Below are 22,346 nucleotides of genomic sequence, written 5' to 3' on the forward strand. Positions count from 1 at the left end.
ATAAACTCTAATTTGTCCGTTTAAAACCGACTAATTGCTTCTTTAATTTTATCTTCCGTAACACATAAAGAGAAACGTATATACCCTTCACCATTGCTTCCGAAAATAGTTCCAGGTGTTATAAAAAGATTTTTATCATACAACACCTCGTCTATAAATTCTTCTGCAGACTTGCTTCCTTCCGGTAATTTTGCCCAAAGGAACATGCCCACGGCCTTTGTATCATACGTGCAGTTCAACTTATCCGCTAATTGATACATTAATGCCCTTCTTGAAGTGTATACTTCATTCAATTTATCAAACCACTCTTGCCCACTTTTTAGGGCTTCAATGGCGCCTTTTTGAATTCCGTAGAACATACCGGAATCCATATTACTTTTCACTTTTAGTACCGCATTAATATGCTCTGCACTTCCCAAGACCATGCCTACGCGCCAACCGGCCATATTAAAAGTCTTGCTCAACGAATTCAGTTCCAAAGCAACATCCTTGGCTCCGTCTATAGCCAAAATACTAGAAGGCGAATCGTTAAGGACAAAGCTATACGGATTATCGTTTACCAAAAGAATATCATTCTTTTTGGCAAAAGCTACCAGCTTCTCAAACTGTGCCTTTGTGGCCGTTGCACCTGTTGGCATATGAGGATAACTCGTCCACATAATTTTTACCTTGCTCAAATCATGCTCCTGTAATTCCTCCAAATCAGGAAACCATCCGCCTTCGGCCGTTAGATTGTAATATTTTGCCTCTGCTCCTACCAATTTTGTAACCGATGTATAGGTTGGATACCCAGGGTTGGGAATCAATGCAATGTCACCTTCATTTAAAAAGGCCATACTTATGTGCATAATACCTTCTTTTGACCCCATTAAAGGCAAAATTTCAGTAGCTGCATCTGCTGTAACACCAAATTTTAAGCTATAAAAATCGGCTACTGCCTCACGCAATTCCGGCAAACCTTGGTAGCTCTGGTACTGATGCGCACCACCGTCCAAAACGGCCTCTTGAATGCTTTTTATTATAGCTTCCGAAGGTGCCAAATCCGGACTACCAATACCCATATTGATAATTGGTCTTCCTTCGGCCATCAAACCACGAACCTCCCTTAGCTTCTTTGAGAAGTAATATTCCTCAACTGTATGTAAACGATTGGCCGTACGTATCATATTCTCGCATTTTTATATTCACCCAACACCTTAAAGTCTTCCGACATGATGTTCAACAGTGATTTTGCCTTATCAAAATTGTTATAATCGTTAAAAGTTACATCCACAAAAAAGGCATATTTCCATGGTGTCTCTATTATGGGCAATGATTGTATTTTTGTTAGATTCAACCTGCAATCACTCATAACATTAAGCACAGCCGCAAGACTTCCGCGTTTGTGGTCCGTTACAAAACGTACCGAGGCCTTATTGATTTCGCCTTTTGGAAGCTCTTTATTTTTTGTCTTTACAATAATAAAACGGGTTGCATTGTTTTGTATAGTCTGTATGTTGTCTGCTACGATGTCCAAATCGTATAAACCGGCAGCTACCTCTGGAGCAATTGCCGCAATATGCTTTAACTGCTGGTCTTGAATACGCTTTGCCGTTTCCGCCGTATCTACATCTTCCACCATTTTTATATGCGGATGATCACCAAAAAATTCCTTGCATTGCAGTAAAGCCATGGGATGTGACCTTACCTCTTCTATATCCGAAATTTTTTGCCCTTTCAGCACCATCAAATTATGGCTGATGTTTAAATAATGCTCCCCAACAATATGCAGGTTTTTGTGGTACACAAGTGCATAATTGGGTATGATCGAACCCGCAATAGAGTTCTCAATTGCCATTACCCCAACATCGGCTTTTTTTTGCAGTAACTGATCTACCAAGAAATCAAATGACATACATTCTACCAAATCCACATTATCATCAAAATACTCCCGAGACACCTGATGGTGGTTGGATCCCTTGATTCCTTGAATAGCTACTTTTAGCTTCATAATTGACTTTTCTTCCTTGTGCTGACACACTTTATCCTGAAATTTCCAATAGGTATTGAACAAAAAAAGTCCCGTTTATAACGGGACTCTAATTTGTTTATATCATGCAATATCTTACAACAGTCCCATACCTCTCTTAAAAAAGAAGTAAAAATAAAAACCGTTAAAAAAGAATTGCTTTGTCATAACACACTTAAACTTGGGCTAAAGTAATAATTTTATTTAAAAATAAAACCGATAGCGCTCATTTTTTTCGATTTTATATTTATCTCGCAGTCAGACATTGATGTTTTTTTGAATTCTACAGTTTAGATATTGTTATAAAGAAAATACAATATTACTTTATTGCTTATTTTTGAAGTAACAATATCGTTTCACATAACAGCCTACGGTATTAAGCAACATTCTAATTATTACATACTACACCCCACCATGTCTATAAGCGTTAGTAATATCACCAAAAACTTTGGAAGTCAAAAAGCATTGAACAATGTTAGTTTTGAGTTGAAAAAAGGAGAGATAGTTGGTTTTTTAGGTCCTAACGGTGCCGGAAAATCAACCATGATGAAGATATTGACTACCTATTACACCTCCGATGAAGGTGAGGCAAAAGTTAATTCCTACGATATTAAAGACGATAAAAAAAGTGTTCAGCAAAGTATTGGTTACCTACCGGAACACAACCCTTTATATTTGGACATGTACGTTAAAGAATACCTTGCCTTTAATGCCGATGTGTACAAAACGGGCAAGTCTAGAATAGCCCAAGTCATAGAACAAACCGGACTTACACCGGAAGCCCACAAAAAAATAGGCCAACTTTCCAAAGGATACCGCCAACGTGTGGGACTGGCCGCTGCCCTCTTGCACGACCCCGAAGTACTTATTTTGGACGAGCCCACTACGGGACTTGACCCAAACCAATTACTGGAGATACGGAAACTCATTAAAGAAATTGGAAAAGAAAAAACCATATTGCTCTCTACCCATATCATGAAGGAGGTTGAGGCCGTCTGTGACCGAGTGCTCGTAATTAACAAAGGGGTTCTTGTAGCCGATAAAAAACTGAGCGAACTACGTGATGCAGAGGAACAAATTATTGAAGTAGAGTTTGATTATAGGGTTGAAGAGGCTTTCCTGAACAAATTACCCAATGTAACACACGTAAAGAATACAGGCGGTTTTGTTTATGAAATTACTTTTAATACCTCAAAAGATATGCGCCCGGCCGTTTTTGACTTTGCCCATGACAATGAACTTAAAACACTACAATTAAGCCGTAAAAACAAAAACCTGGAGAGTTTGTTTACTGAGCTCACTTCTTCCTGAAAACAAAAAAATCCGGAAATCAATAATTGACCTCCGGATTTTTTTTTGGTGAGACTTTTTTAAAATTTCAGAGCTAGCCCAACTCCGTTTTCATTAACAGCGGGCACCATCCTGAACGAAGTTCCATTACCTACACTTTCATTGTAGTTCAAAATTGCTTCCTTTTTGTTTTTCATGGAATGATGAAAGAAAATTGACCCTATTATTCCCGTTCCCGCAAAGGCTATTGCAGGCCCCGTAACAGGTTTATGGTCGTTCTCATTGACCAAAAACCAAATAGCAGTTCCAAAGTTAGCTGCTCCGGCAATCATTCCCCCTACCATTTGTTTTTTCGATTTTCCCCAGTTTAACTGAGCAACTTGACTCTCCGACATAATCTTATCAATCTCTTTCCAAGTCAGCTTGTTTTTATCTTGATAAAATTCTGGGCCCCACATGCCCGAAAAAGAAGTGATTTCCTGAGCGGTCATCGTCAGAGTTAAAAGGCCCAACCCAAAGGTTAAAACCATTAATTTTAAATTTTTCATAGCTTTTTTTTTATAAAGCTAGGGCATTAAAGTCTAGATAACAACAATCTAACACTCAGAAAACGGGATGTATTAATTTTTTATGCGTTTGAATTAAAATCGAAAAAAATACTATGAAACTACATTATTGGAAGTAATCAACTTATCTATAATCGCATCCAACTCAGGTTGAATTTTAGGGTCTGTACAATTGGTTAAGATGGAAAACACCATTTGCTCTTCCGGATACACAAAGAAGTTGGAATAACCGCCTACGCCATTGCCAACATGCCCATAAAAAGGTCTTCCTTTAGCATCTTCGCTTACTTGCCAACCCAGACCGTAATAGGTTGAACCATTGTTGACCGTTTGCACTGTAAGAAATTCGGCTTCAAGATTAGGAGTCAATACTTCTTCATCCAGATAGGCTTGACCAAACCTGGCAATATCCTCAGCAGTTGATAGAAAACCACCGCCAGCCAGTTTATAAAAGTTGTCTACCGGAATGGCCTCCCTAAATCCTAATCTGTTTTTGGAATAGAATTTTACCACATCGTTTGATCTTGACTGAGTTCGTGGGGATATTTCTTTGCCCTCTTCCAAATCTGACTGAGCAACAGGAATTGGTTCCTCGGGTTCTTCAAACCCAAACTGTATTTGACCTGACTCCTCTATAAGCTCCGGAGCAGGTTCATCTTTACCCGGCAGAGCTGTACCCAATTCAGTGTTGGATTCGTTTTTATTTAGCTGAGTCAAATCTAAATCAGGCCAAAACGTATGGTTCATTTCTAAGGGCTGCAATACTTTCTGTGCTACGTATTCCTCAAAAGGTATCCCACTGGCTTCCTGCATTGCCAAAGAAATCAACACCCAATCAAAACTGTTATAGAGGTAATCCGTTCCCGGTTCAAAAAGGAGTTCATCATCTTTAAAAATCTCAATACTTTCCTTAATGGAATAAGGTTGATTCAATCCATATTCAATACCGCGATATCCTCTAATACCGGCCGTATGACCAGCCAATTGCCTAATGGTAAAGTCATATTTTTTCTTTGGATAATAGGGCACATAAGTGTAAAAAGAAGCGTCTAAATCAATAGTTCCTTCTGCAACCAAATGAGCCAAAGCAGTTGCAGCAATAGGCTTGGAGACACTTGCTATCCGAAATACCGAAGACTGCGGATTTACTAGAGTTTCCTTTTCCATATCGGCAAAACCATATCCTTTTTGAAAAATACGCTCCCCATCTTTTAAGACGGTAATTGCCAGCCCAGGAACTTTATTTTCTTTGACCAAACTTTGGAGTAGCATATCGGCCGTAACCAGATTATTCAAAGATGGTGCATCTCCTAGAATACGCTTTTTGGCGAATACATTTTTAATATATTTTAGAATGGGATTCATATCAGAATGTTGGTCAGTGCAAAGTTACAGATTGCATCTGTGACCGTACCAATTTCACCAACAGAACTTTTAACTCAAATGCAGGATTACTCAAAAACCAATCGGCCTTTATACAACTCTTCCACATCAACCTCTGCGGGTTGATTAGCACTAAAGACATCGCCCACCCCACGGATTACTCCTTTGATGGACAATTGTGGGTTTACGAACATATCATTGGAGCCCCTGTGATTTATAGTTACGTTTTGCGCAACTAAGCCCGAAGCTTCAATACGGGAATCTCCGGCGGCAATGGTTAAGTTCAAATCGTTAGTAGAACCTTTCAATTTAAAGTAGGCAATACCGTTCACCACCACACTTAAGGTCTGCACATCCAATTCCAGGTCAAAATCTCCATCTGTGGTTTGAGCTTCCGGATCCGCAAAACTTTCGGACAAAAGAGTTAATCGCGGGTAGGCCAGTACACCATCACTAGAGACGGTCCAGCCCGTACTGCTTCGTATTTCGGTAATATTGGGTGCGGTTACATAAATTTTGGTAACCCCGTAATCCCTAAAATAATTACAATCATTGGTGTCTCGCAAAAGTAAACGCCCTTCTACGACTTCTGCGGTAACCTCATTTCTTAGCACACTACCGGTTTCAATTTCTACTTTATGGGTATTACCCTGCTTTAAAACCAAGGTTACATTTTCATATACCGTGATTTTAGTAAAATCGGACACCGTTACTTCTTCGCGAACGATATCACCTGTACTCTGAAAACAATCCGATGCATTTTCTCCATTGCACGACACCAATACTACCAAACAAAAAAGAATTCCAAAAAAATAAGACATCGGCAAAACCCCACTATTGTCTAAACATGTGATTTTGGTTCCCTTATTTTTTAATTCTTTTACCATACTCCGTGTTTCTTTATAAACGAACGCCAATACCAAACTCTACTGCTTCCGCCGCCGCACCGTGAGATTTAAGGCTTACGACTCCAAAAACCTTCTCGCCAAAATAGCGCTTTAAACTAAACCTATTATAGACCTTTCCCTCAAAATCAAAAGGATAATACACGTAGTAGCCTAACTGGGTTCCTATAGATAGTTTATTGATAAAGAGTTCATGCCCCACAAAAACACCTACCCGTTTAAAATCAGTATCTGCAGCAATATTGTTTTCAGGAAATGCTATGGATTGGTATCTTATCAGTTCTTTTAAAAAGTTACTAAAAAACACATCTGTCCCTAATTGTAGAGCACTTTTACGACCTAAACGCTTATCTGCATAACCGGAAAAAATATAAAACGGAAATTGGCCATGACCAATATTATCACTCTCGTTCACTCCCGTTCTAAATATTAAATTATACCGGATAGGCTCCGTAACTTTTTCCTTTTCACGACGGATATATTCGGTTTCCTCACCTTCTAGCGTATACGTCAACCCCACATTAAAGGCAAAGGTATTGGTAGAGGTATTAGGAGCCTTAACGTTGGCATTGGAATAATGCATGATAGAAAACCCCGCCTTAAAACCTAAACCTTTGTACAAGTTTTCCTTGTGATAATTAAGCATAAGATAGTTAGAACTCAGTATTCTGGTTCCATAGGCATTGTTCCTAAAATTGGTTTCCCGGTCATAAGGGTTGGTCATATAGGCCAAACCTTGAGCCACACGAAATTGAAGGTTACGTTTTAAGAAGTAAAAATTAAAATGGGCATATAGGCCATAAGCCTCTCCTAGTGTAGAACTGTTCGTATTTTGGTAGATAAAAGAACCTCCCAAATCCGGATAATTGTAGCCCTGCTGCCAATCTTCCAGGCCGTAAGTTTTTCGGTTATAAGCCAAAATAACTCCTGCAGGATGGTTCGTAATCAAATGCGAAATATCCGGATTGTGCAAAATAATGGAACCATAAAATTGGTTCGCATCAAATGTGTAGCTGTGTACTCTGCGGGTCTCTTGAGAAAAACAAGTCCCTACACACATTAGAAAAAATAAAAACACCCTTGGGTTCATGGAGCGCAAAACTAATACTATTCGTTATTTTAAACCCAAGGTTGGACTTATTTTCTTACAAAAATCAGTTCTCTAAAAAAGCTGCTCGGCAATGGCCTTAATATTATCGGACTTACCCATTGAGTAATAATGCAATACGGGAACCCCCGCCGCCTTTAACTCCTTAGATTGCTGAATGGCCCATTCCACACCTACCTTACGCACCTCTTTGTTGGACTTACAATCATCTACCGCATCAATTAAATCCTGTGGTAAATCTATCCTAAAAACCTGCGGTAACAATTGCAAATGTCTCTTTACGGCAATGGGCTTAATACCCGGAATAATAGGAATGTTTATACCCATTTTCTTGGCCTCATCAACAAACTCAAAATATTTCTGATTGTCAAAAAACATCTGGGTCACTACATAATCCGCTCCGGCATCAACTTTTTCCTTCAGTCTTTTTAAATCGGATTTTAAAGAAGGGGCTTCCAAGTGTTTTTCAGGATACCCTGCAACACCAATGCAGAAATCGGCACAATTATCCGTATCCACCGTATCATGCAAGTAGTTTCCACAATTTAACTCGTGCACTTGCTTTACCAAATCTACGGCATACGTATGCCCTCCCTTGGTTGGCTGAAAATACTTCTCATCCTTCATGGCATCGCCACGCAGCGCCATTATATTATCAATGCCCAAATAATGGCAATCTACCAACAGGTACTCCGTCTCTTCACGGGTAAAACCTCCACAAAGCACATGCGGCACCGTATCTACATCATACTTATGTTTAATGGATGCACAAATACCCACCGTACCTGGGCGCATACGCGTCAACTTTTTATCCAACAGCCCGTCACGATCAATATACACGTACTCCTCACGCGAAGTGGTCACATCAATAAACGGAGGTTTAAACTCCATTAAAGGGTCTATATTATCATAAAGTTCTTGAATCTGGTGCCCTTTTACCGGTGGTATAATTTCAAAGGAAAATAGAGTTTTACCCTTTGCATTTGTAATGTGGTCCGTTATTTTCATGTATGCTGCCCCTAAAAAGGGAATTTTAATGTTTATTCTATATTTTGGCGTTCGGGCGGGCTATTCGCTAAATTTTTTAAGACCTATCGGCCTTAAAAAGATACCGCTGCTATCCCTAACGCATTGGTTTTACTTTTAAAAATTACAACTCCGTAAGCATTTGCTTTACCTCCGCATAGCTTTCCAGATATTCCCAATAAATCCATCTGCCATCTAAGTAATCCGTAAGGATATACTTTTCACTAACGGATTTGATGCGGTCTACGGCAACAAGCTTTTTAGAAAAGCCATCTACCACAACCCTTTCCTCAATCTCCTTGTTATTTTGATCGTACCCATGGCTGATCATAAAACTGCCCAAACTTACCTCAACATATTTTTTCATATCAATCATCCGAAATATTAGGTGCCAGCCACTTTGTTGCTTTCTCCAACGGAAATCCCTTTCGCTCCGCAAAGTCTTCCACTTGGTCCTCTTTTATTTTACCCAATCCAAAATACCGGGCTTCTTCGTTAGCAAAATAATACCCGGAAACAGATGATGCCGGCCACATGGCTAAACTATCCGTAAGCTTAACACCAATACGTTCTTCCACCTTTAACATATCCCAAAGGGTAAGTTTTTCCAAGTGATCGGGACAGGCAGGGTAACCCGGTGCCGGCCTTATTCCCTTGTATTTCTCGTCTATCAACTCGTCATTCTCCAAGTGTTCGTTAGCGGCATAACCCCAATGATTTGTTCGTATCTCCAAATGCAGATACTCCGCAAAAGCTTCTGCAAGACGGTCGCTCAGGGCCTTTACCAAAATGGAATTATAATCATCTAAATTCTCGCGGTACTTATCCGCCAGTTCATCGGTTCCAAAACCTGTGGTCACACAAAAGCAACCTACATAATCCTGCTTACCCGTTTCCTTTGGCGCAATAAAATCTGCCAAAGCATAATCCGGAACACCTTCACGACGTTTTAGCTGTTGTCTCAGGGTCCTAAAAATATATTTTTCGGTGTTAGCACCATCCTCTACATCAACCTCAATATCATCATGGTTCCCTAGCGTATTGGCCGGAAAAAGTCCAAAAACACCTTTCCCTGTCAACTTTTTATTCTTTAGGATATCCTTCAACATTTTCTGGGCATCGGCAAAGAGTTCCGTAGCCTGTACACCTACCACCTCATCCGTTAAAATATCCGGATATTTGCCGTGTAGCTCCCAGCTTCTAAAGAATGGAGTCCAATCTATAAAAGGCACCAATTTCTCCAAGTCTACATCTTCAATGACCTGAATACCCAATTGATTTGGTTTAACAATAGTAGTAGCATCCCAATCAATCTTAAACCGGTTTTCCCGGGCGGCCCCTATTGTTTTATACTCTTTCTTCTTGGTACGGCTCAAGAATTTTTCCCTAAAGACGTCATAATCCTCTTTAATGGACTTCTTATAACTAGCCGATGTTTCCTTTTGCAACAGGTCGCCTACTACGGTAACCGCTCGCGAGGCATCGTTTACATGCACTACGGCCTCACTGTATTGTGGGTCTATTTTTACTGCAGTATGGGCTTTACTGGTAGTTGCACCTCCTATGAGCAAGGGCACTTTAAAATTCTTGCGCTCCATCTCTTTTGCCAAATGAACCATCTCGTCCAAAGACGGTGTAATAAGTCCGCTTAGACCAATAACATCTACGTTGTGCGCAATGGCCTCCCCTATAATTTTTTCTGGCGGAACCATAACCCCTAAGTCTACAATTTCATAATTGTTACAGGCCAGTACAACGCTTACGATATTTTTACCAATATCATGAACATCTCCTTTTACGGTAGCCATCAATATTTTACCATTACCCTTATCGTCACCAACTTGAGGATTCTTTAATTTTTCCTCTTCAATATAGGGTAACAAATAGGCTACGGCCTTCTTCATTACACGGGCAGATTTTACCACCTGTGGCAAGAACATTTTACCGCTTCCAAAAAGGTCGCCCACCACGTTCATTCCGATCATAAGATTGCCTTCAATTACCTCTATGGGCTTATCGGCGGCAAGACGTGCTTCTTCTACATCCTCAACTATATATTGATCAACACCTTTTACCAAGGCTCTTGTAATTCTATTCTGCAAAGGTTCTTCACGCCAAGACAGGTCTACCGTGCTCTCTTTAGCCTTACCTACTACAGATTCGGCAAAATCCAGAAGACGCTCTGTGGCATCGTCCCTACGGTTAAGTATAACATCCTCTACGTGCTCCAGTAAATCCTTGGGAATATCATCGTAAATTTCCAACATTGTAGGGTTTACGATTCCCATATTCATACCCGCTTTTATGGCGTGGTACAAGAATACCGAGTGCATGGCCTCACGCACGGGATTATTGCCCCGAAACGAAAAAGAAACATTACTTACCCCACCACTAACATTGGCGTACGGCAAGTTTTCACGAACCCATTTAGTAGCCCTAATAAAATCTATGGCATTAAGTTTATGCTCATCCATACCTGTGGCTACAGGAAATATATTTAAGTCAAAAATGATATCCTCTGGAGGAAAACCTACTTGGTCTACCAGAATATCATAGGACCGTTTGGAAATCTCAATACGCCTCTCATAATTATCCGCTTGGCCTACTTCATCAAAAGCCATAACGATTACGGCAGCCCCGTACCGTTTTACCAATTTGGCATGATTGATAAATTCTTTTTCGCCTTCTTTTAAGCTGATAGAATTCACCACACATTTACCCTGCACTACCTGAAGACCTGCCTCAATAATATCCCATTTAGAACTATCGATCATAATGGGTACTCTAGCAATATCCGGTTCAGCAATAACAAGGTTCAAGTACTTTACCATAGCTTCCTTACCATCGATCAAACCATCATCCATATTAATATCGATGATTTGGGCCCCACCTTCTACTTGATCCCGGGCCACATCCAAAGCCTCTTCAAACTTTCGCTCTTTAATTAGACGCAAAAATCGTTTGGACCCCGCCACATTGGTACGCTCGCCCACATTTACGAAATTACTTTCGGGGGTGATGACCAGTGGCTCCAAACCTGATAGTTTAAGGAATCTGGCCGGCTTTTGGTTATTGGTTGTTGGTATATTTGAGTCGTTACTCATAGTACTTGATGAACTTCTTTAATTTTTTCTTTGTCGTAGCCTAATTACACTGCCGCTACCGCACGTGGATCGTACTTCCTTACCAACTCTGCAATAGCCGCAATATGTTCCGGAGTAGTGCCACAGCATCCACCAACGATGTTTACCAGCCCTTTCTCTACATATTCCTTGATTTGTGCTGCCATCTGTTCCGGTGTTTCATCATATTCTCCAAAGGCATTGGGCAAACCTGCATTGGGATGCGCCGAAACGGCATGCTCCGTTTTATTGGACAATACTTCTAAGTGCGGCACCAATTGATCGGCACCTAAAGCACAATTAAAACCAACCGACAAGATAGGAATGTGTGAAACGGAAATTAAAAAAGCCTCTGCTGTCTGGCCCGAAAGCGTTCTGCCCGAAGCATCCGTAATTGTACCACTTACCATAATGGGCACCTCTATATTTCGTTCTTCCTTTACTTCTTCTATAGCGAACAAGGCCGCTTTTGCGTTCAACGTATCAAAAATGGTCTCTACCATTAGCATATCTACGCCCCCATCTAACAACGCCTCTACTTGCTGTTTGTAAGCTATACGTAATTCATCAAACGAAACCGCTCTATAACCCGGGTCATTAACATCCGGGGACATACTGGCCGTTTTGTTCGTTGGCCCCAAACTGCCTACTACAAACCTAGGCTTATTGGGTTCTTTGGCGGTAAACTCATCCGCCACTTGTTTGGCAATACGTGCAGATTCAAAATTAAGATCGTACACCAATTCTTCCATGTCATAATCAGCCATGGCAATTGTTGTACTGGAAAACGTATTGGTTTCTACAATGTCCGCACCGGCAGCAAAGTATTTTCTATGCACCTCCGCGATAGCTTCGGGCTGTGTTAGTGACAATAAATCATTATTGCCTTGAACAGGGGTTTTCCAATCCTTAAAACGCTCACCTCTAAAATCCTCTTCGGTGAATTTATAGCGTTGAAGCATAGTACCCATGGCACCGTCCAACACTAAAATGCGTTCTTTTAATATCTCTTGAATGTTTTTCATTTCTTTTCCTCCTCTAATTGAGTGTTCAACCGCAACCAAATTCAATTTATATTATATTGAAAATGTTACTCTAAAATCTTCCTACCAACAATTATCAAGCAAAAGAATAAGGACAATTGTAATTGCCTCTCTTTGTTATCTGTCCCAAAACATACCAGGATAGAATGTAGCACCTTCTTTATAAGAAAAGGGTTGCCAAGGTTTCACAGGGTCTATTCCCTCCACCTTTCTTGATAACAGTCCTATATTTTTAATGAACGATTTGCAAAGTAACACCACATCTCCTTCAAAACCAAAGAAACATGCCTGTTTTTGGCACTTTACATTAGATAAAAACCTTCCGTAAAATGAGATAACAGAAGGTTTTTATGAATTATATGCACACTACTAGCTAATTAAGAAATACTTTGAACGACCTCTTTTTTGGCCTCTTTCTTACTACCGTCAAAACCTTCTACCCCACCTACAGTGGTATACTTCATAACATATCTCTTACCAGGATTGATTAATTGGTAAGCATATTGACACATTACGGCGGCCTCATGGAAACCGGACAGAATCAGTTTTAGTTTTCCTTCGTAGGTATTTACATCTCCAATGGCAAAAACACCAGGTATATTGGTTTGGTAATCTTTGGCGTTGTTCACCTTAATGGCATTACGCTCAATTTCCAAGCCCCAATCACCTATTGGACCTAATTTTGGAGAAAGACCGAACAATGGAATAAAGTTATCTACCTCAACATAGGTTTCTCCCTTTTCGGCATCGTTATGCTTAATAACAACCGCTTCCAAATGGTCATCTCCGTACAATTTTTTCACTTCGGCTTCCGTGAATAATTTTATTTTTCCTGCTTTTGCCAATTCTGCCGCTTTCTCAACAGAATCCAAAGCTCCTCTAAATTCGTTTCTACGGTGTACCAAAGAAACTTCAGAAGCTACATCGGCCAAGAAAATAGCCCAATCCAAAGCAGAATCACCACCTCCGGCGATAACAACTTTTTTATCCCTATATACTTCAGGGTCTTTAATGATATAAGCCACACCTTTGTCCTCAAAATCGGCTATGTTCTCAATAGGCGGCTTTCTAGGCTCAAAAGAACCCAAACCACCTGCAATAACAACTACCGGGGCATGGTGCTTTGTACCTTTACTAGTGGTTACGATAAAAGAACCGTCTTCTTGCTTATCCAATGTTTCCGCTCTCTCACCTAAGGTATAACCCGCTTCAAAAGGTTTGATTTGCTCCATAAGATTGGTTACCAAATCTCCTGCAAGAATTTCCGGGAAAGCCGGAATATCATAAATTGGTTTCTTTGGATAAATTTCCGAACATTGGCCACCTGTCTGAGGTAAAGCGTCTATTAAGTGACATTTTAGCTTTAACAAGCCTGCTTCAAATACTGTAAAAAGACCTGTTGGGCCTGCGCCAATGATGAGAATATCTGTTTTTATCATAACTATTAACTTAACTGTAATTCTTGATTCTGGGCAATTGATAAAATGGTTGCCCTATGTTTTACTACTTCACCTATTATAATTATTGCCGGATTGGTCAACTGTTGCCGCTCCACTTCACCTTCAATGGATGCGATGGTACCAATTGCAATTTTTTCATCTTTTCGGGTCCCGTTCTGCACAATGGCAATTGGTGTTTCCGCTTTGCCCTCGGCTTTGAACAATTCCGCTATTTGAGGTAGTTTGCTCATCCCCATAAGAATAACCACCGTAGCGTTACTTTTAGCGGCCAAAGCAACATCACCCGAAAGTTTGTGCTCTTTGGTCGTTCCTGTAATTACCCAAAAACTTTCTGCAGCACCTCTTTTAGTAACCGGGATATTCTGGGATGCCGGAACCGATAAACATGAGGATATACCCGGCACCATAGCAACGTCTAGTCCATGGCTTGCGGCGTATTCCATTTCTTCGGCACCACGGCCAAATACAAATGGATCTCCACCTTTTAGACGCACTACATGAGCATTGGTTTTAGCCCTACTAACAATAAGCTCGTTTATTTGCTCTTGTTGGTATGCATAACACCCTTTTCTTTTGCCCACGAAAATGTGTTCGGCTTTGGGTGCATACTCCAGCAACTCAACGGACACCAACGCATCGTACAACACCACATTGGCACTTGCCAATGCCTTGATGGCTTTGAGCGTAATAAGCTCAACATCACCAGGGCCTGCACCAATTACCGTAAAGCGACCGCCTACATTGGATGAAGTGTTATTATTTTCGTTGGAATATTTCATGTTTAGGCTTCTGCCAATTCTTGTTGTCTAAATTTCTCAACTGCTTTTAAAAATGCTTTAGCATCTTCCAAATAGCTTTTTGCAAAAGCTTCAGTTGGCTCATTTTTATTCAATTGCAAAGCAAGTTCTTCAAAACCTTGTCCTAAATCTATTCTACCAGAGGCAACAAATTTGGCGTCAAAATCCTTAATGATGCTTGCATGTGTGTTTACTTTAGCCTTTTCTGAAGTTAACAGTGCTTTTGCAGAGTTCACCATAGAAGAATACGAGTGGTAAATACTAGCCGCCCATTTCTTTTCTTCAAATGCTTCTTGCGCATTCTGTATTTTTTCTTCACTTTCAAAAAGCAAAGTAGCGATAAGGTCAATTACCACACCGGCACACTCACCGATACCGATTGCTTTTTCATAACGTTCCGTATTACCCCAGTCAATAAAGTCTTCCGCCGTAAGATTTTCAACGTCCGATAATGGCGTTAGGAAATCATAGAAATACATCTGACCTTTTTCTTCGTAGTAATCCGCATACGACTTTCCGTTTCCGTTTTGGTCGTAGTCATCCAAAATCAATCGTAAAGCTTCAGGACCTCTTTTAGAAGGAATTTTCACCACCTTATCAGCAAATCTTCCGTTACCGTTTCCATCGTTACCACCACCTAACAAGACTTGAAGTGCAGGTGCTACCAACTTATCCTTGGTTCTTACACTCATACCCTGAAAACCAATATTGGCCATGTTGTGCTGTCCACAGGCGTTCATACACCCACTGATTTTGATAACCACATCTGGGTTGCTTGTATACTGTGGATATTCCACCTTCATGATTCTTTCCAATTCCTCAGCAATACCCGTACTACTGGCAATACCCAAGTTACAGGTATCCGTACCCGGACAGGCCGTAATATCTATAGCCTTGTTATAGCCCGCTTCTACAAAACCAAGTTTCTTCAATTCATTGTAGAAAAACGGCACCAAATCATTGGCAACGTAAGGAATCAATATGTTCTGACGCAAGCTTAATCTTAATTCACCGGCAGCATATTGCTCCACTAAATCTGCCAATAACCTTGCTTTATCCGTATAAAAATCACCTAAAAGCACTTTAATACCAATAGCCGAATACCCTTCCTGTTTCTGAGGGATAAGGTTTGTAGATTTCCAGATTTCAAAAGCTTCCGTATCTTCAATTTCCACTTGTGGCGCATCAACTTTAGCAACCTCAACTTTTGGATAAGCTTCGGCATCAATAGGATAGCTCTGTACCGGAATTGCTTTTTGCTCTTCGGCCAATAACTGCTTAAAACCATCAAGTCCTATGTCCTTCAACAAGAACTTCATTCTTGCCTTGGCCCTACTCTTTCTCTCACCGTAACGGTCAAAAACACGAACCACACCTTCCATTAAAGGAATGATCTGATCTGCCACAAGGAATTCAAAAAGTAGCTCGGCATGGCGTGGTTGTGACCCCAGACCACCGGCCAACATTACTTTAAAACCTCTTACCCCATCCTGAATTTTAGCAATAAAACCAAGATCGTGCATGTACGAAAGACCAGTATCCGCATCACTAGCAGAAAAGGAAACCTTGAACTTACGGCCCATTTCCTGACTGATCGGATTACGCAAGAAATACTCAAAAAGTGCATGAGCATATGGCGAAACATCAAACGGCTCATCTACATCTATACCGGCAGTTTCACTAGCCGTTACGTTACGTACAGTATTACCACAGGCTTCACGAATAGTAACATCATCCTTCTCCAACTCTGCCCAAAGTTCCGGCGTACGGTCAAGATCTACATAATGTATTTGAATATCCTGACGCGTAGTAATATGTAATCTACCTCTAGAATATTCATCAGAAACATCGCTTATACGCTTTAACTGCTTAGAAGTAACCTTACCGTATGGCAACTTGATACGAATCATCTGCACACCTGGCTGACGTTGACCGTAAACACCTCTGGCCAAACGCAAACTGCGGAACTTTTCCTCATCTAAATTACCTTCTTTGAACTGGCGTATTTTAGCCTCCAACGCCAAAATATCCTTCTCAACAACCGGGTTTTCTATCTCTGTTCTGAAACTTTGCATACTATATTTCTTCTAGCTTCTTACCGTTTATAGGTAGATTAATAATTGTATATTTTTCCTATAGGCTTTATAGGGATAATTAAACCAGTATCCTTGCCCTTTGGGTTAGAAACGGACTTCTTAGCTTATGAAGCCTGCCCCTACCGTACTATTGGTCTGCGTATCTATTAAGATAAACGAACCATTGGTACGGTGATCTTTAAATTTGTCGTAAAAAATTGGTTTATTTAACTTGAAAGTTACCTGAGCGATATCATTCATGCCCAAACCATCTACGTTGGTATCAATACCTGAATAATCAGGGTTGATTTTATGATGGATATTATCCACTTTGGCCAACACTTTATTTACACCGTGTTGTACCACATATTTTTTACCTGTAGTCAATTTATTGGAATCCATCCAAGAAATAGTAGCGGTAAACTGCTTATCTATTGTAGGAAGGTCCTCTGCGCGTACCAACATATCTCCTCTACTGATATTGATTTCATCCTCTAACGTAATCGTTACAGAAGATCTTCTTGAAGCCGTCTGGAATTTTTTATCGTAGAAGTAAATATCCTTAATCTTAGATCTGGTCTGTGATGGAAGTGCTACAACCTCATCACCCACACTTAATTCACCACCGTAAACTTTACCGGCAAAACCTCTAAAATCATGGTGCTCATCTGTCTTAGGACGGATTACATATTGAACCGGGAAACGAGGTGTACCCACGTTAAAAATATCCTTACGATCTAAAGCTTCAAAATGCTCCAATAAAGTAGGACCGGTATACCAAGGCGTCTTATCCGTTTTGTTCACTACGTTATCACCTTTAAGGGCACTAACGGGAATGAAAGTAATCTTTTGATCTTGGTAATCTCTCTTCGCCATCAATTCCTCAAAATCGGCTTTAATAGCATTATAAGTTTCCTCAGAATAATCTACCAAGTCCATTTTATTAATAGCTACCACCACATCTTTGATGCGCAATAGGTTATTGATAAAAAAGTGACGGTTGGTCTGCTCTATAACTCCTTTTCTCGCATCAATCAAAATAATCGCTGCTTGAGATGTAGAAGCTCCGGTAACCATGTTACGTGTGTATTCTACGTGACCGGGAGTATCGGCAATAATGTAACTTTTCTTTGCAGTTGAAAAATAGATATGTGCCACATCTATGGTAATACCTTGCTCACGCTCGGCCACTAGACCATCCGTTGCCAATGAGAAATCTAGGTAATCATACCCTTTGCTCTTACTGGTCTTTTCTATGGCTTCCAACTTATCGCTGGTCAATGATTTTGTATCGTACAGAATTCTACCGATCAAGGTACTTTTTCCGTCATCTACACTACCTGCTGTTGCTATCTTTAATACGTCCATCTTCTTTGGCTGTAATTTTTAATCAAATTTTTTAAACTAATTCCCTAAACGAGAATCCTAAAAGTATCCCTGTTGTTTTCTCTTCTCCATTGCCGCTTCAGACCTTTTATCATCTATACGGGCTCCTCTTTCAGAAATACTGGAATCGCAAATCTCTTCCACAACAGATTCAATATCGGTAGCATCGGAAAAAACGGCTGCGGTACAGCTCATATCCCCTACGGTACGGAAACGAACCATACGCTCTAAAACTTCTTCATCTTCTTCTTGGTACACATAATCCGAGTGTGACCAGATCAAACCGTCACGCAAGAACACCTTACGTTTGTGCGCAAAATAGATAGAAGGAATTTCAATTTCTTCATCTTTTATATATGACCAAACATCTAGCTCCGTCCAGTTTGAAATAGGGAACACACGTACGTTCTGCCCTAATTCTATCTGACCGTTCAACATATCAAAAAGCTCTGGGCGTTGGTTACGCTCATCCCACTGGCCAAAATCATCACGTACCGAAAAAATACGCTCCTTTGCCCTTGCCTTTTCCTCATCTCTACGAGCTCCACCTATACAGGCATCAAACTTAAATTCCTCAATAGCATCCAACAATGTAGTGGTCTGCAACGAGTTTCTACTTGAGTATCTACCGGACTCTTCTTTAACCTTACCTTGATCAATAGAATCCTGAACATTACGCACTATAAGCTCCAAACCTAACTCCTCTACCAATCTATCTCTAAACTCAATAGTCTCAGGAAAGTTATGACCTGTATCAATATGCATTAAAGGGAAAGGAATTTTTGCCGGCCAAAATGCTTTTTGTGCCAAACGCACCAAAGTAATGGAATCTTTTCCCCCGGAAAATAAAAGTACCGGTCTCTCAAATTGAGCAGCTACCTCTCTAAAGATGTAGATGGCCTCGTTTTCTAAGGCGTTGATGTGTGATGTATCTTGGCTCATAATTTTTGAATATATATTTTTCGCTACTGCTATGCTTCTATTATATTTTTTTCGCTAAATGCGGAATGTATTTTAAGTATGTAACCCACACTCACGGTTCTCAAGAACCTTTGTTGGATCAAAATATTTATACTCGTTAGGCAATTCTCTTTTTTCCAAATAAGCATCCAACTGCGCGTCGCTCCAATGGTAAAACGGACTCACTTTAAGAACACCGTCTTTGCTTACACTTAGAATATCCAATGAATCTCTTAACGCAGTCTGTCCTTTTCTAAGGTTTGTAAACCAAACATCCGGTTGATGCGCCTCCATTGCCCTTTTGAAAGGCTCTAATTTAACCTGCTCCGTAAAAACGGCGTGCTTTGGGTCATCTATTTGAGGTATACCCATTACACTATCACGGTGCGCACTAGTTTGCTTGGGTACGTATAAATCTATCTGCAGCCCCAATCTTTCTATTAACTCCTCGGCATGTTTATAGGTATTTGGCGTGTTGTAACCTGTATCGCACCAAATAACAGGAATATCATTTTTTACATCGGTAACCGCATGCAAAATAGCAACCTCATAAGGTCTAAAATTGGTAGTCACCACGGCATTCTTTGCATTTTCTATAGCCCAATCAATAATAACTGATGGGTCTGCCTCTTTAAAACGCTCGTTAAGCTTTTGGATTTCTTTTTCTGAAAAACTCATATCCTATTTATTTACCCCAATTAATTTTATTCCATAAACGCTCGTGAAAGAAGTATAAGAACATCTTGGTCACAAAATCTATGGATGCTATAGAAGCAGCAATGGCCACTTCACTAGTTAAAAAATAAGAAACCAGCAAGGTATCTAAAGTACCGATCACCCTCCAGCTTACCGCTTTTGCAATACTACGGATCGGCTTCTCGGATTTTTTATCTTCTGAATACTTCTTCTTGGAAGCTGCTTTATCTAAAATCAATTGATCTACAATCATTTTCGTGTTAATCTAATTACCCTATCAATCTAATAGAGTAAACAAATGTAGTATATTTTTATTGTGTTAGACGGCTAAAATCAGAAGAATTTACTTTTACCCTATAGATTTAGTAGATTTTTAATAAATCCTTGTAAATATTGAAGATTTTACACCGTATTTAGCTGATGATCGGAAAATCAGGCTATTAAATCGGCTAAAGTATGGTTGCGGTACACCTCAAGATTGGCATCGCGTACCATAAGCATAAGTTTGTTTACGGAGCAAGTGGCCTCATCTGGGCAGTCCGCACATTTTTCATAAAAGTTAAGACTCACACAGGGCACCATGGCTATTGGGCCTTCAAGAATGCGCATGACATCTGTCATTAAAACCTCTTTTGGGTCTTTAATTAAGTAATAGCCACCGCCCTTACCTTTCTTGGAGCCCAAAAATCCGCTCTTACGAAGAGAAAGCAAGATACTCTCTAAAAACTTCTGAGAGATATTCTCCGCTTTGGCAATTTCAGAAATCTGAACTGGCTGCATATCTTCTTGCGAAGCCAAGTACGCCAATGCTTTTAAACCGTATTTTGTCTTTTTTGAGAGCATGGGGTAAATATAGCAAAATTTGGAACGGGAATGTAGTCCCAAAAGGTGTACCATTAAAATCTAAATTACGCTCCACAACTCCAACTTTCTTACTCATCCCGCCTACTAAACCAATAAAAAAGAGCCCCAAGCCACAACAGAACATGAATATGCCATCTGTACCTTGGTATATAGAAAAAAGTATTAGACTCTCCTTTATTTGGCCAATTTGAACATTGTAAGATTTTACTTATTTTAGTTTCTAGTCTCACAAAAAATTAACTAGAACCAAACTAGAAAATGAAAATACGGTACAAAAAGAAACGGTTAAGAATAAACCTTTTGATTGTTATTGCTTGGGGAATTCCAGTTGTTTTGACCGCCTTTTTTATTAGCCAAAGACGATGGACGGATTATGTCAACATTGTATTGTTCTTTTTTTACACCATCAATTTTATTTATGAATACAAAAACCAATACCTGACTATCGCCGATGATACTATTACCGAAAATCTTTTATTTCAGACTAAAAAGACGAATTTGAATGAAATTATCCAAGTGAAAAACTTTGCTGGGGATTATATTCTAAAAACAAGTCAGAAAGAACTGATTATAAACACGCAGATAATAGATCCAGATTCATTGATAGATTTAAATGCTGTCTTGGAGCAATTAGAATTACCGGCAGATAGCACACCCTTTGCGAAAGCAGTTTAAAGTTTATTGTCTTTCAAAGCACCTTAGACAGAGTATAAGCTGAAAATTGATTAATTATTTCATTTTATATCCAAAAATGACATTACTAAACATTTTTCAATTCAACCCCTAATAACTACAGTTCAGAAACATCCTCTTTTAAAAACCATGGTTTTGTCCGAGTTTTACTCTAGCAACCAACACAAACACCATGGAACAAACTATCACTTTCTTTATTTACCTGCACGCTTTCTTAGGCGGAGTGGGATTGATTACCGGCATAGGTAGCATCATTGTAAAAAAAGGCAGCTCCTTGCATAAAAAATTTGGCAAGTTATTTTCTATAGGTATGGTTGGTAGCTCAGTAATTTCTATGCCAATAGCCATGATGCCCAATCATGAAAATCTATTCTTGCTACTTATAGGCTTGTTCACCGTATATCTTGTTTTAATCGGTAATCGTGCGTTGGCTTTCAAAATAAAAACTGAAGCGGATGTAGTAGACAAAGTAATTTCAGGGAGTATGCTTTTCTTTTCGATACTAATGCTGGGCATTGGTTTGAATACCCTTTTGAATACGAATACTATGGGTATATTATATGTTTTCTTTGGAGGGTTTGGGCTTCTCCTAACTTTTAAAGATTTTCAGTTTTACAAAAACCCTCAGAAGACCAAAAATAGGTGGTTAATCTCGCACATCGGTAAGATGATTGGTGCTTTGATCGCATCAATTACCGCATTTATAATTGCTGGTCTCAGCATAGGAAATCTCATTGCATGGACGCTTCCCACCGTTCTTGGAACTATCTACATTATTTATTGGAAGAGAAAGGTCAACCCCAAAACCGTGGCTACAAAAAGACTATAACCCCCAATATAAAGAAGGCGCTACCCTTTCTTTGTGGGTTTCATTTCTAAAAATGCAGTTTTATCTTTATGTTTATCCTTGATAGGACTTTTCTCCTCAAAAAGTATAGGAATCCACATTCAGTTAGCGCTAAAA

Annotated in this window: 21 protein-coding genes and 1 riboswitch; of the genes, 3 read left to right on the plus strand and 18 right to left on the minus strand. The window is 39.8% G+C overall.

Going from position 1 to position 22,346, the window contains the following annotated elements:
* Window positions 1-20: 20 nt before the first annotated feature.
* Complete coding sequence (locus SJY45_RS09275; protein WP_215911824.1) at window positions 21-1,166, minus strand: pyridoxal phosphate-dependent aminotransferase; 1,146 nt, start codon at window positions 1,164-1,166, stop codon at window positions 21-23.
* Complete coding sequence (locus tag SJY45_RS09280; RefSeq protein WP_215441198.1) at window positions 1,163-1,990, minus strand: prephenate dehydratase; 828 nt, start codon at window positions 1,988-1,990, stop codon at window positions 1,163-1,165. The genes SJY45_RS09275 and SJY45_RS09280 overlap by 4 nt, the downstream gene beginning before the upstream one ends.
* Window positions 1,991-2,422: 432 nt before the next feature.
* On the opposite strand from SJY45_RS09280, the gene gldA reads away from it, so the two are divergent.
* On the plus strand, window positions 2,423-3,319 hold the full coding sequence (gldA, locus tag SJY45_RS09285) for a gliding motility-associated ABC transporter ATP-binding subunit GldA (protein ID WP_400074237.1): 897 nt from the start codon (window positions 2,423-2,425) through the stop codon (window positions 3,317-3,319).
* A 59-nt stretch (window positions 3,320-3,378) separates the two neighbouring features.
* On the opposite strand, the gene SJY45_RS09290 is transcribed toward gldA, so the two are convergent.
* From SJY45_RS09290 to SJY45_RS09365, 16 genes are all read right to left on the minus strand, one after another.
* Window positions 3,379-3,846, minus strand: coding sequence for a hypothetical protein (locus tag SJY45_RS09290; protein WP_400074238.1), 468 nt, complete (start codon window positions 3,844-3,846; stop codon window positions 3,379-3,381).
* A gap of 111 nt (window positions 3,847-3,957) precedes the next feature.
* On the minus strand, window positions 3,958-5,229 hold the full coding sequence (locus SJY45_RS09295; protein ID WP_400074240.1) for a serine hydrolase domain-containing protein: 1,272 nt from the start codon (window positions 5,227-5,229) through the stop codon (window positions 3,958-3,960).
* An 86-nt stretch (window positions 5,230-5,315) separates the two neighbouring features.
* On the minus strand, window positions 5,316-6,134 hold the full coding sequence (locus SJY45_RS09300; RefSeq protein WP_400074242.1) for a head GIN domain-containing protein: 819 nt from the start codon (window positions 6,132-6,134) through the stop codon (window positions 5,316-5,318).
* Between the two features lie 13 nt (window positions 6,135-6,147).
* Window positions 6,148-7,212, minus strand: a complete 1,065-nt coding sequence (locus SJY45_RS09305; RefSeq protein ID WP_400074243.1) for an acyloxyacyl hydrolase — start codon at window positions 7,210-7,212, stop codon at window positions 6,148-6,150.
* Window positions 7,213-7,314: 102 nt separating this feature from the next.
* Window positions 7,315-8,268, minus strand: coding sequence for a methylenetetrahydrofolate reductase [NAD(P)H] (metF, locus tag SJY45_RS09310; protein ID WP_215441186.1), 954 nt, complete (start codon window positions 8,266-8,268; stop codon window positions 7,315-7,317).
* Between the two features lie 142 nt (window positions 8,269-8,410).
* Complete coding sequence (locus SJY45_RS09315) at window positions 8,411-8,662, minus strand: hypothetical protein (protein WP_400074245.1); 252 nt, start codon at window positions 8,660-8,662, stop codon at window positions 8,411-8,413.
* Window positions 8,655-11,390: a methionine synthase gene (gene metH / locus SJY45_RS09320; RefSeq protein WP_400074247.1), complete on the minus strand. Its 2,736-nt coding sequence runs from the start codon at window positions 11,388-11,390 to the stop codon at window positions 8,655-8,657. The genes SJY45_RS09315 and metH overlap by 8 nt, the downstream gene beginning before the upstream one ends.
* Before the next feature lie 44 nt (window positions 11,391-11,434).
* Complete coding sequence (locus SJY45_RS09325; protein WP_215441182.1) at window positions 11,435-12,433, minus strand: homocysteine S-methyltransferase family protein; 999 nt, start codon at window positions 12,431-12,433, stop codon at window positions 11,435-11,437.
* A 132-nt stretch (window positions 12,434-12,565) separates the two neighbouring features.
* Window positions 12,566-12,673: riboswitch (SAM riboswitch) on the minus strand.
* A 155-nt stretch (window positions 12,674-12,828) separates the two neighbouring features.
* Window positions 12,829-13,890, minus strand: coding sequence for an NAD(P)/FAD-dependent oxidoreductase (locus tag SJY45_RS09330; RefSeq protein ID WP_400074249.1), 1,062 nt, complete (start codon window positions 13,888-13,890; stop codon window positions 12,829-12,831).
* A gap of 5 nt (window positions 13,891-13,895) precedes the next feature.
* Window positions 13,896-14,690: a uroporphyrinogen-III C-methyltransferase gene (gene cobA / locus SJY45_RS09335; protein WP_400074251.1), complete on the minus strand. Its 795-nt coding sequence runs from the start codon at window positions 14,688-14,690 to the stop codon at window positions 13,896-13,898.
* Window positions 14,691-14,692: 2 nt separating this feature from the next.
* Entirely contained in the window at window positions 14,693-16,783 is a 2,091-nt protein-coding gene (locus SJY45_RS09340) for a HEPN domain-containing protein (protein ID WP_215911833.1), read from the minus strand.
* Between the two features lie 120 nt (window positions 16,784-16,903).
* Window positions 16,904-18,151, minus strand: a complete 1,248-nt coding sequence (locus SJY45_RS09345; protein ID WP_155597687.1) for a sulfate adenylyltransferase subunit 1 — start codon at window positions 18,149-18,151, stop codon at window positions 16,904-16,906.
* Window positions 18,152-18,208: 57 nt separating this feature from the next.
* A complete protein-coding gene (gene cysD / locus SJY45_RS09350; RefSeq protein ID WP_400074253.1) occupies window positions 18,209-19,111 on the minus strand; it encodes a sulfate adenylyltransferase subunit CysD in 903 nt (300 codons plus the stop codon).
* Between the two features lie 72 nt (window positions 19,112-19,183).
* Entirely contained in the window at window positions 19,184-19,807 is a 624-nt protein-coding gene (locus SJY45_RS09355) for a phosphoadenosine phosphosulfate reductase family protein (protein WP_400074255.1), read from the minus strand.
* Window positions 19,808-19,814: 7 nt separating this feature from the next.
* On the minus strand, window positions 19,815-20,078 hold the full coding sequence (locus tag SJY45_RS09360; RefSeq protein ID WP_400074257.1) for a DUF2061 domain-containing protein: 264 nt from the start codon (window positions 20,076-20,078) through the stop codon (window positions 19,815-19,817).
* A gap of 179 nt (window positions 20,079-20,257) precedes the next feature.
* Complete coding sequence (locus SJY45_RS09365) at window positions 20,258-20,668, minus strand: Rrf2 family transcriptional regulator (RefSeq protein WP_215441173.1); 411 nt, start codon at window positions 20,666-20,668, stop codon at window positions 20,258-20,260.
* A 279-nt stretch (window positions 20,669-20,947) separates the two neighbouring features.
* Here SJY45_RS09365 and SJY45_RS09370 point away from each other — a divergent pair, with 279 nt between their 5' ends.
* Window positions 20,948-21,364 carry a hypothetical protein gene (locus SJY45_RS09370; protein ID WP_400074259.1) on the plus strand — a complete coding sequence of 139 codons (417 nt, stop codon included), beginning with the start codon at window positions 20,948-20,950 and terminating at the stop codon, window positions 21,362-21,364.
* 190 nt (window positions 21,365-21,554) lie between these two features.
* A complete protein-coding gene (locus tag SJY45_RS09375; RefSeq protein ID WP_400074261.1) occupies window positions 21,555-22,211 on the plus strand; it encodes a hypothetical protein in 657 nt (218 codons plus the stop codon).
* Window positions 22,212-22,346 lie beyond the last annotated feature (135 nt).

This window comes from Zobellia russellii (assembly GCF_044597075.1).
Taxonomy (GTDB): domain Bacteria; phylum Bacteroidota; class Bacteroidia; order Flavobacteriales; family Flavobacteriaceae; genus Zobellia; species Zobellia russellii.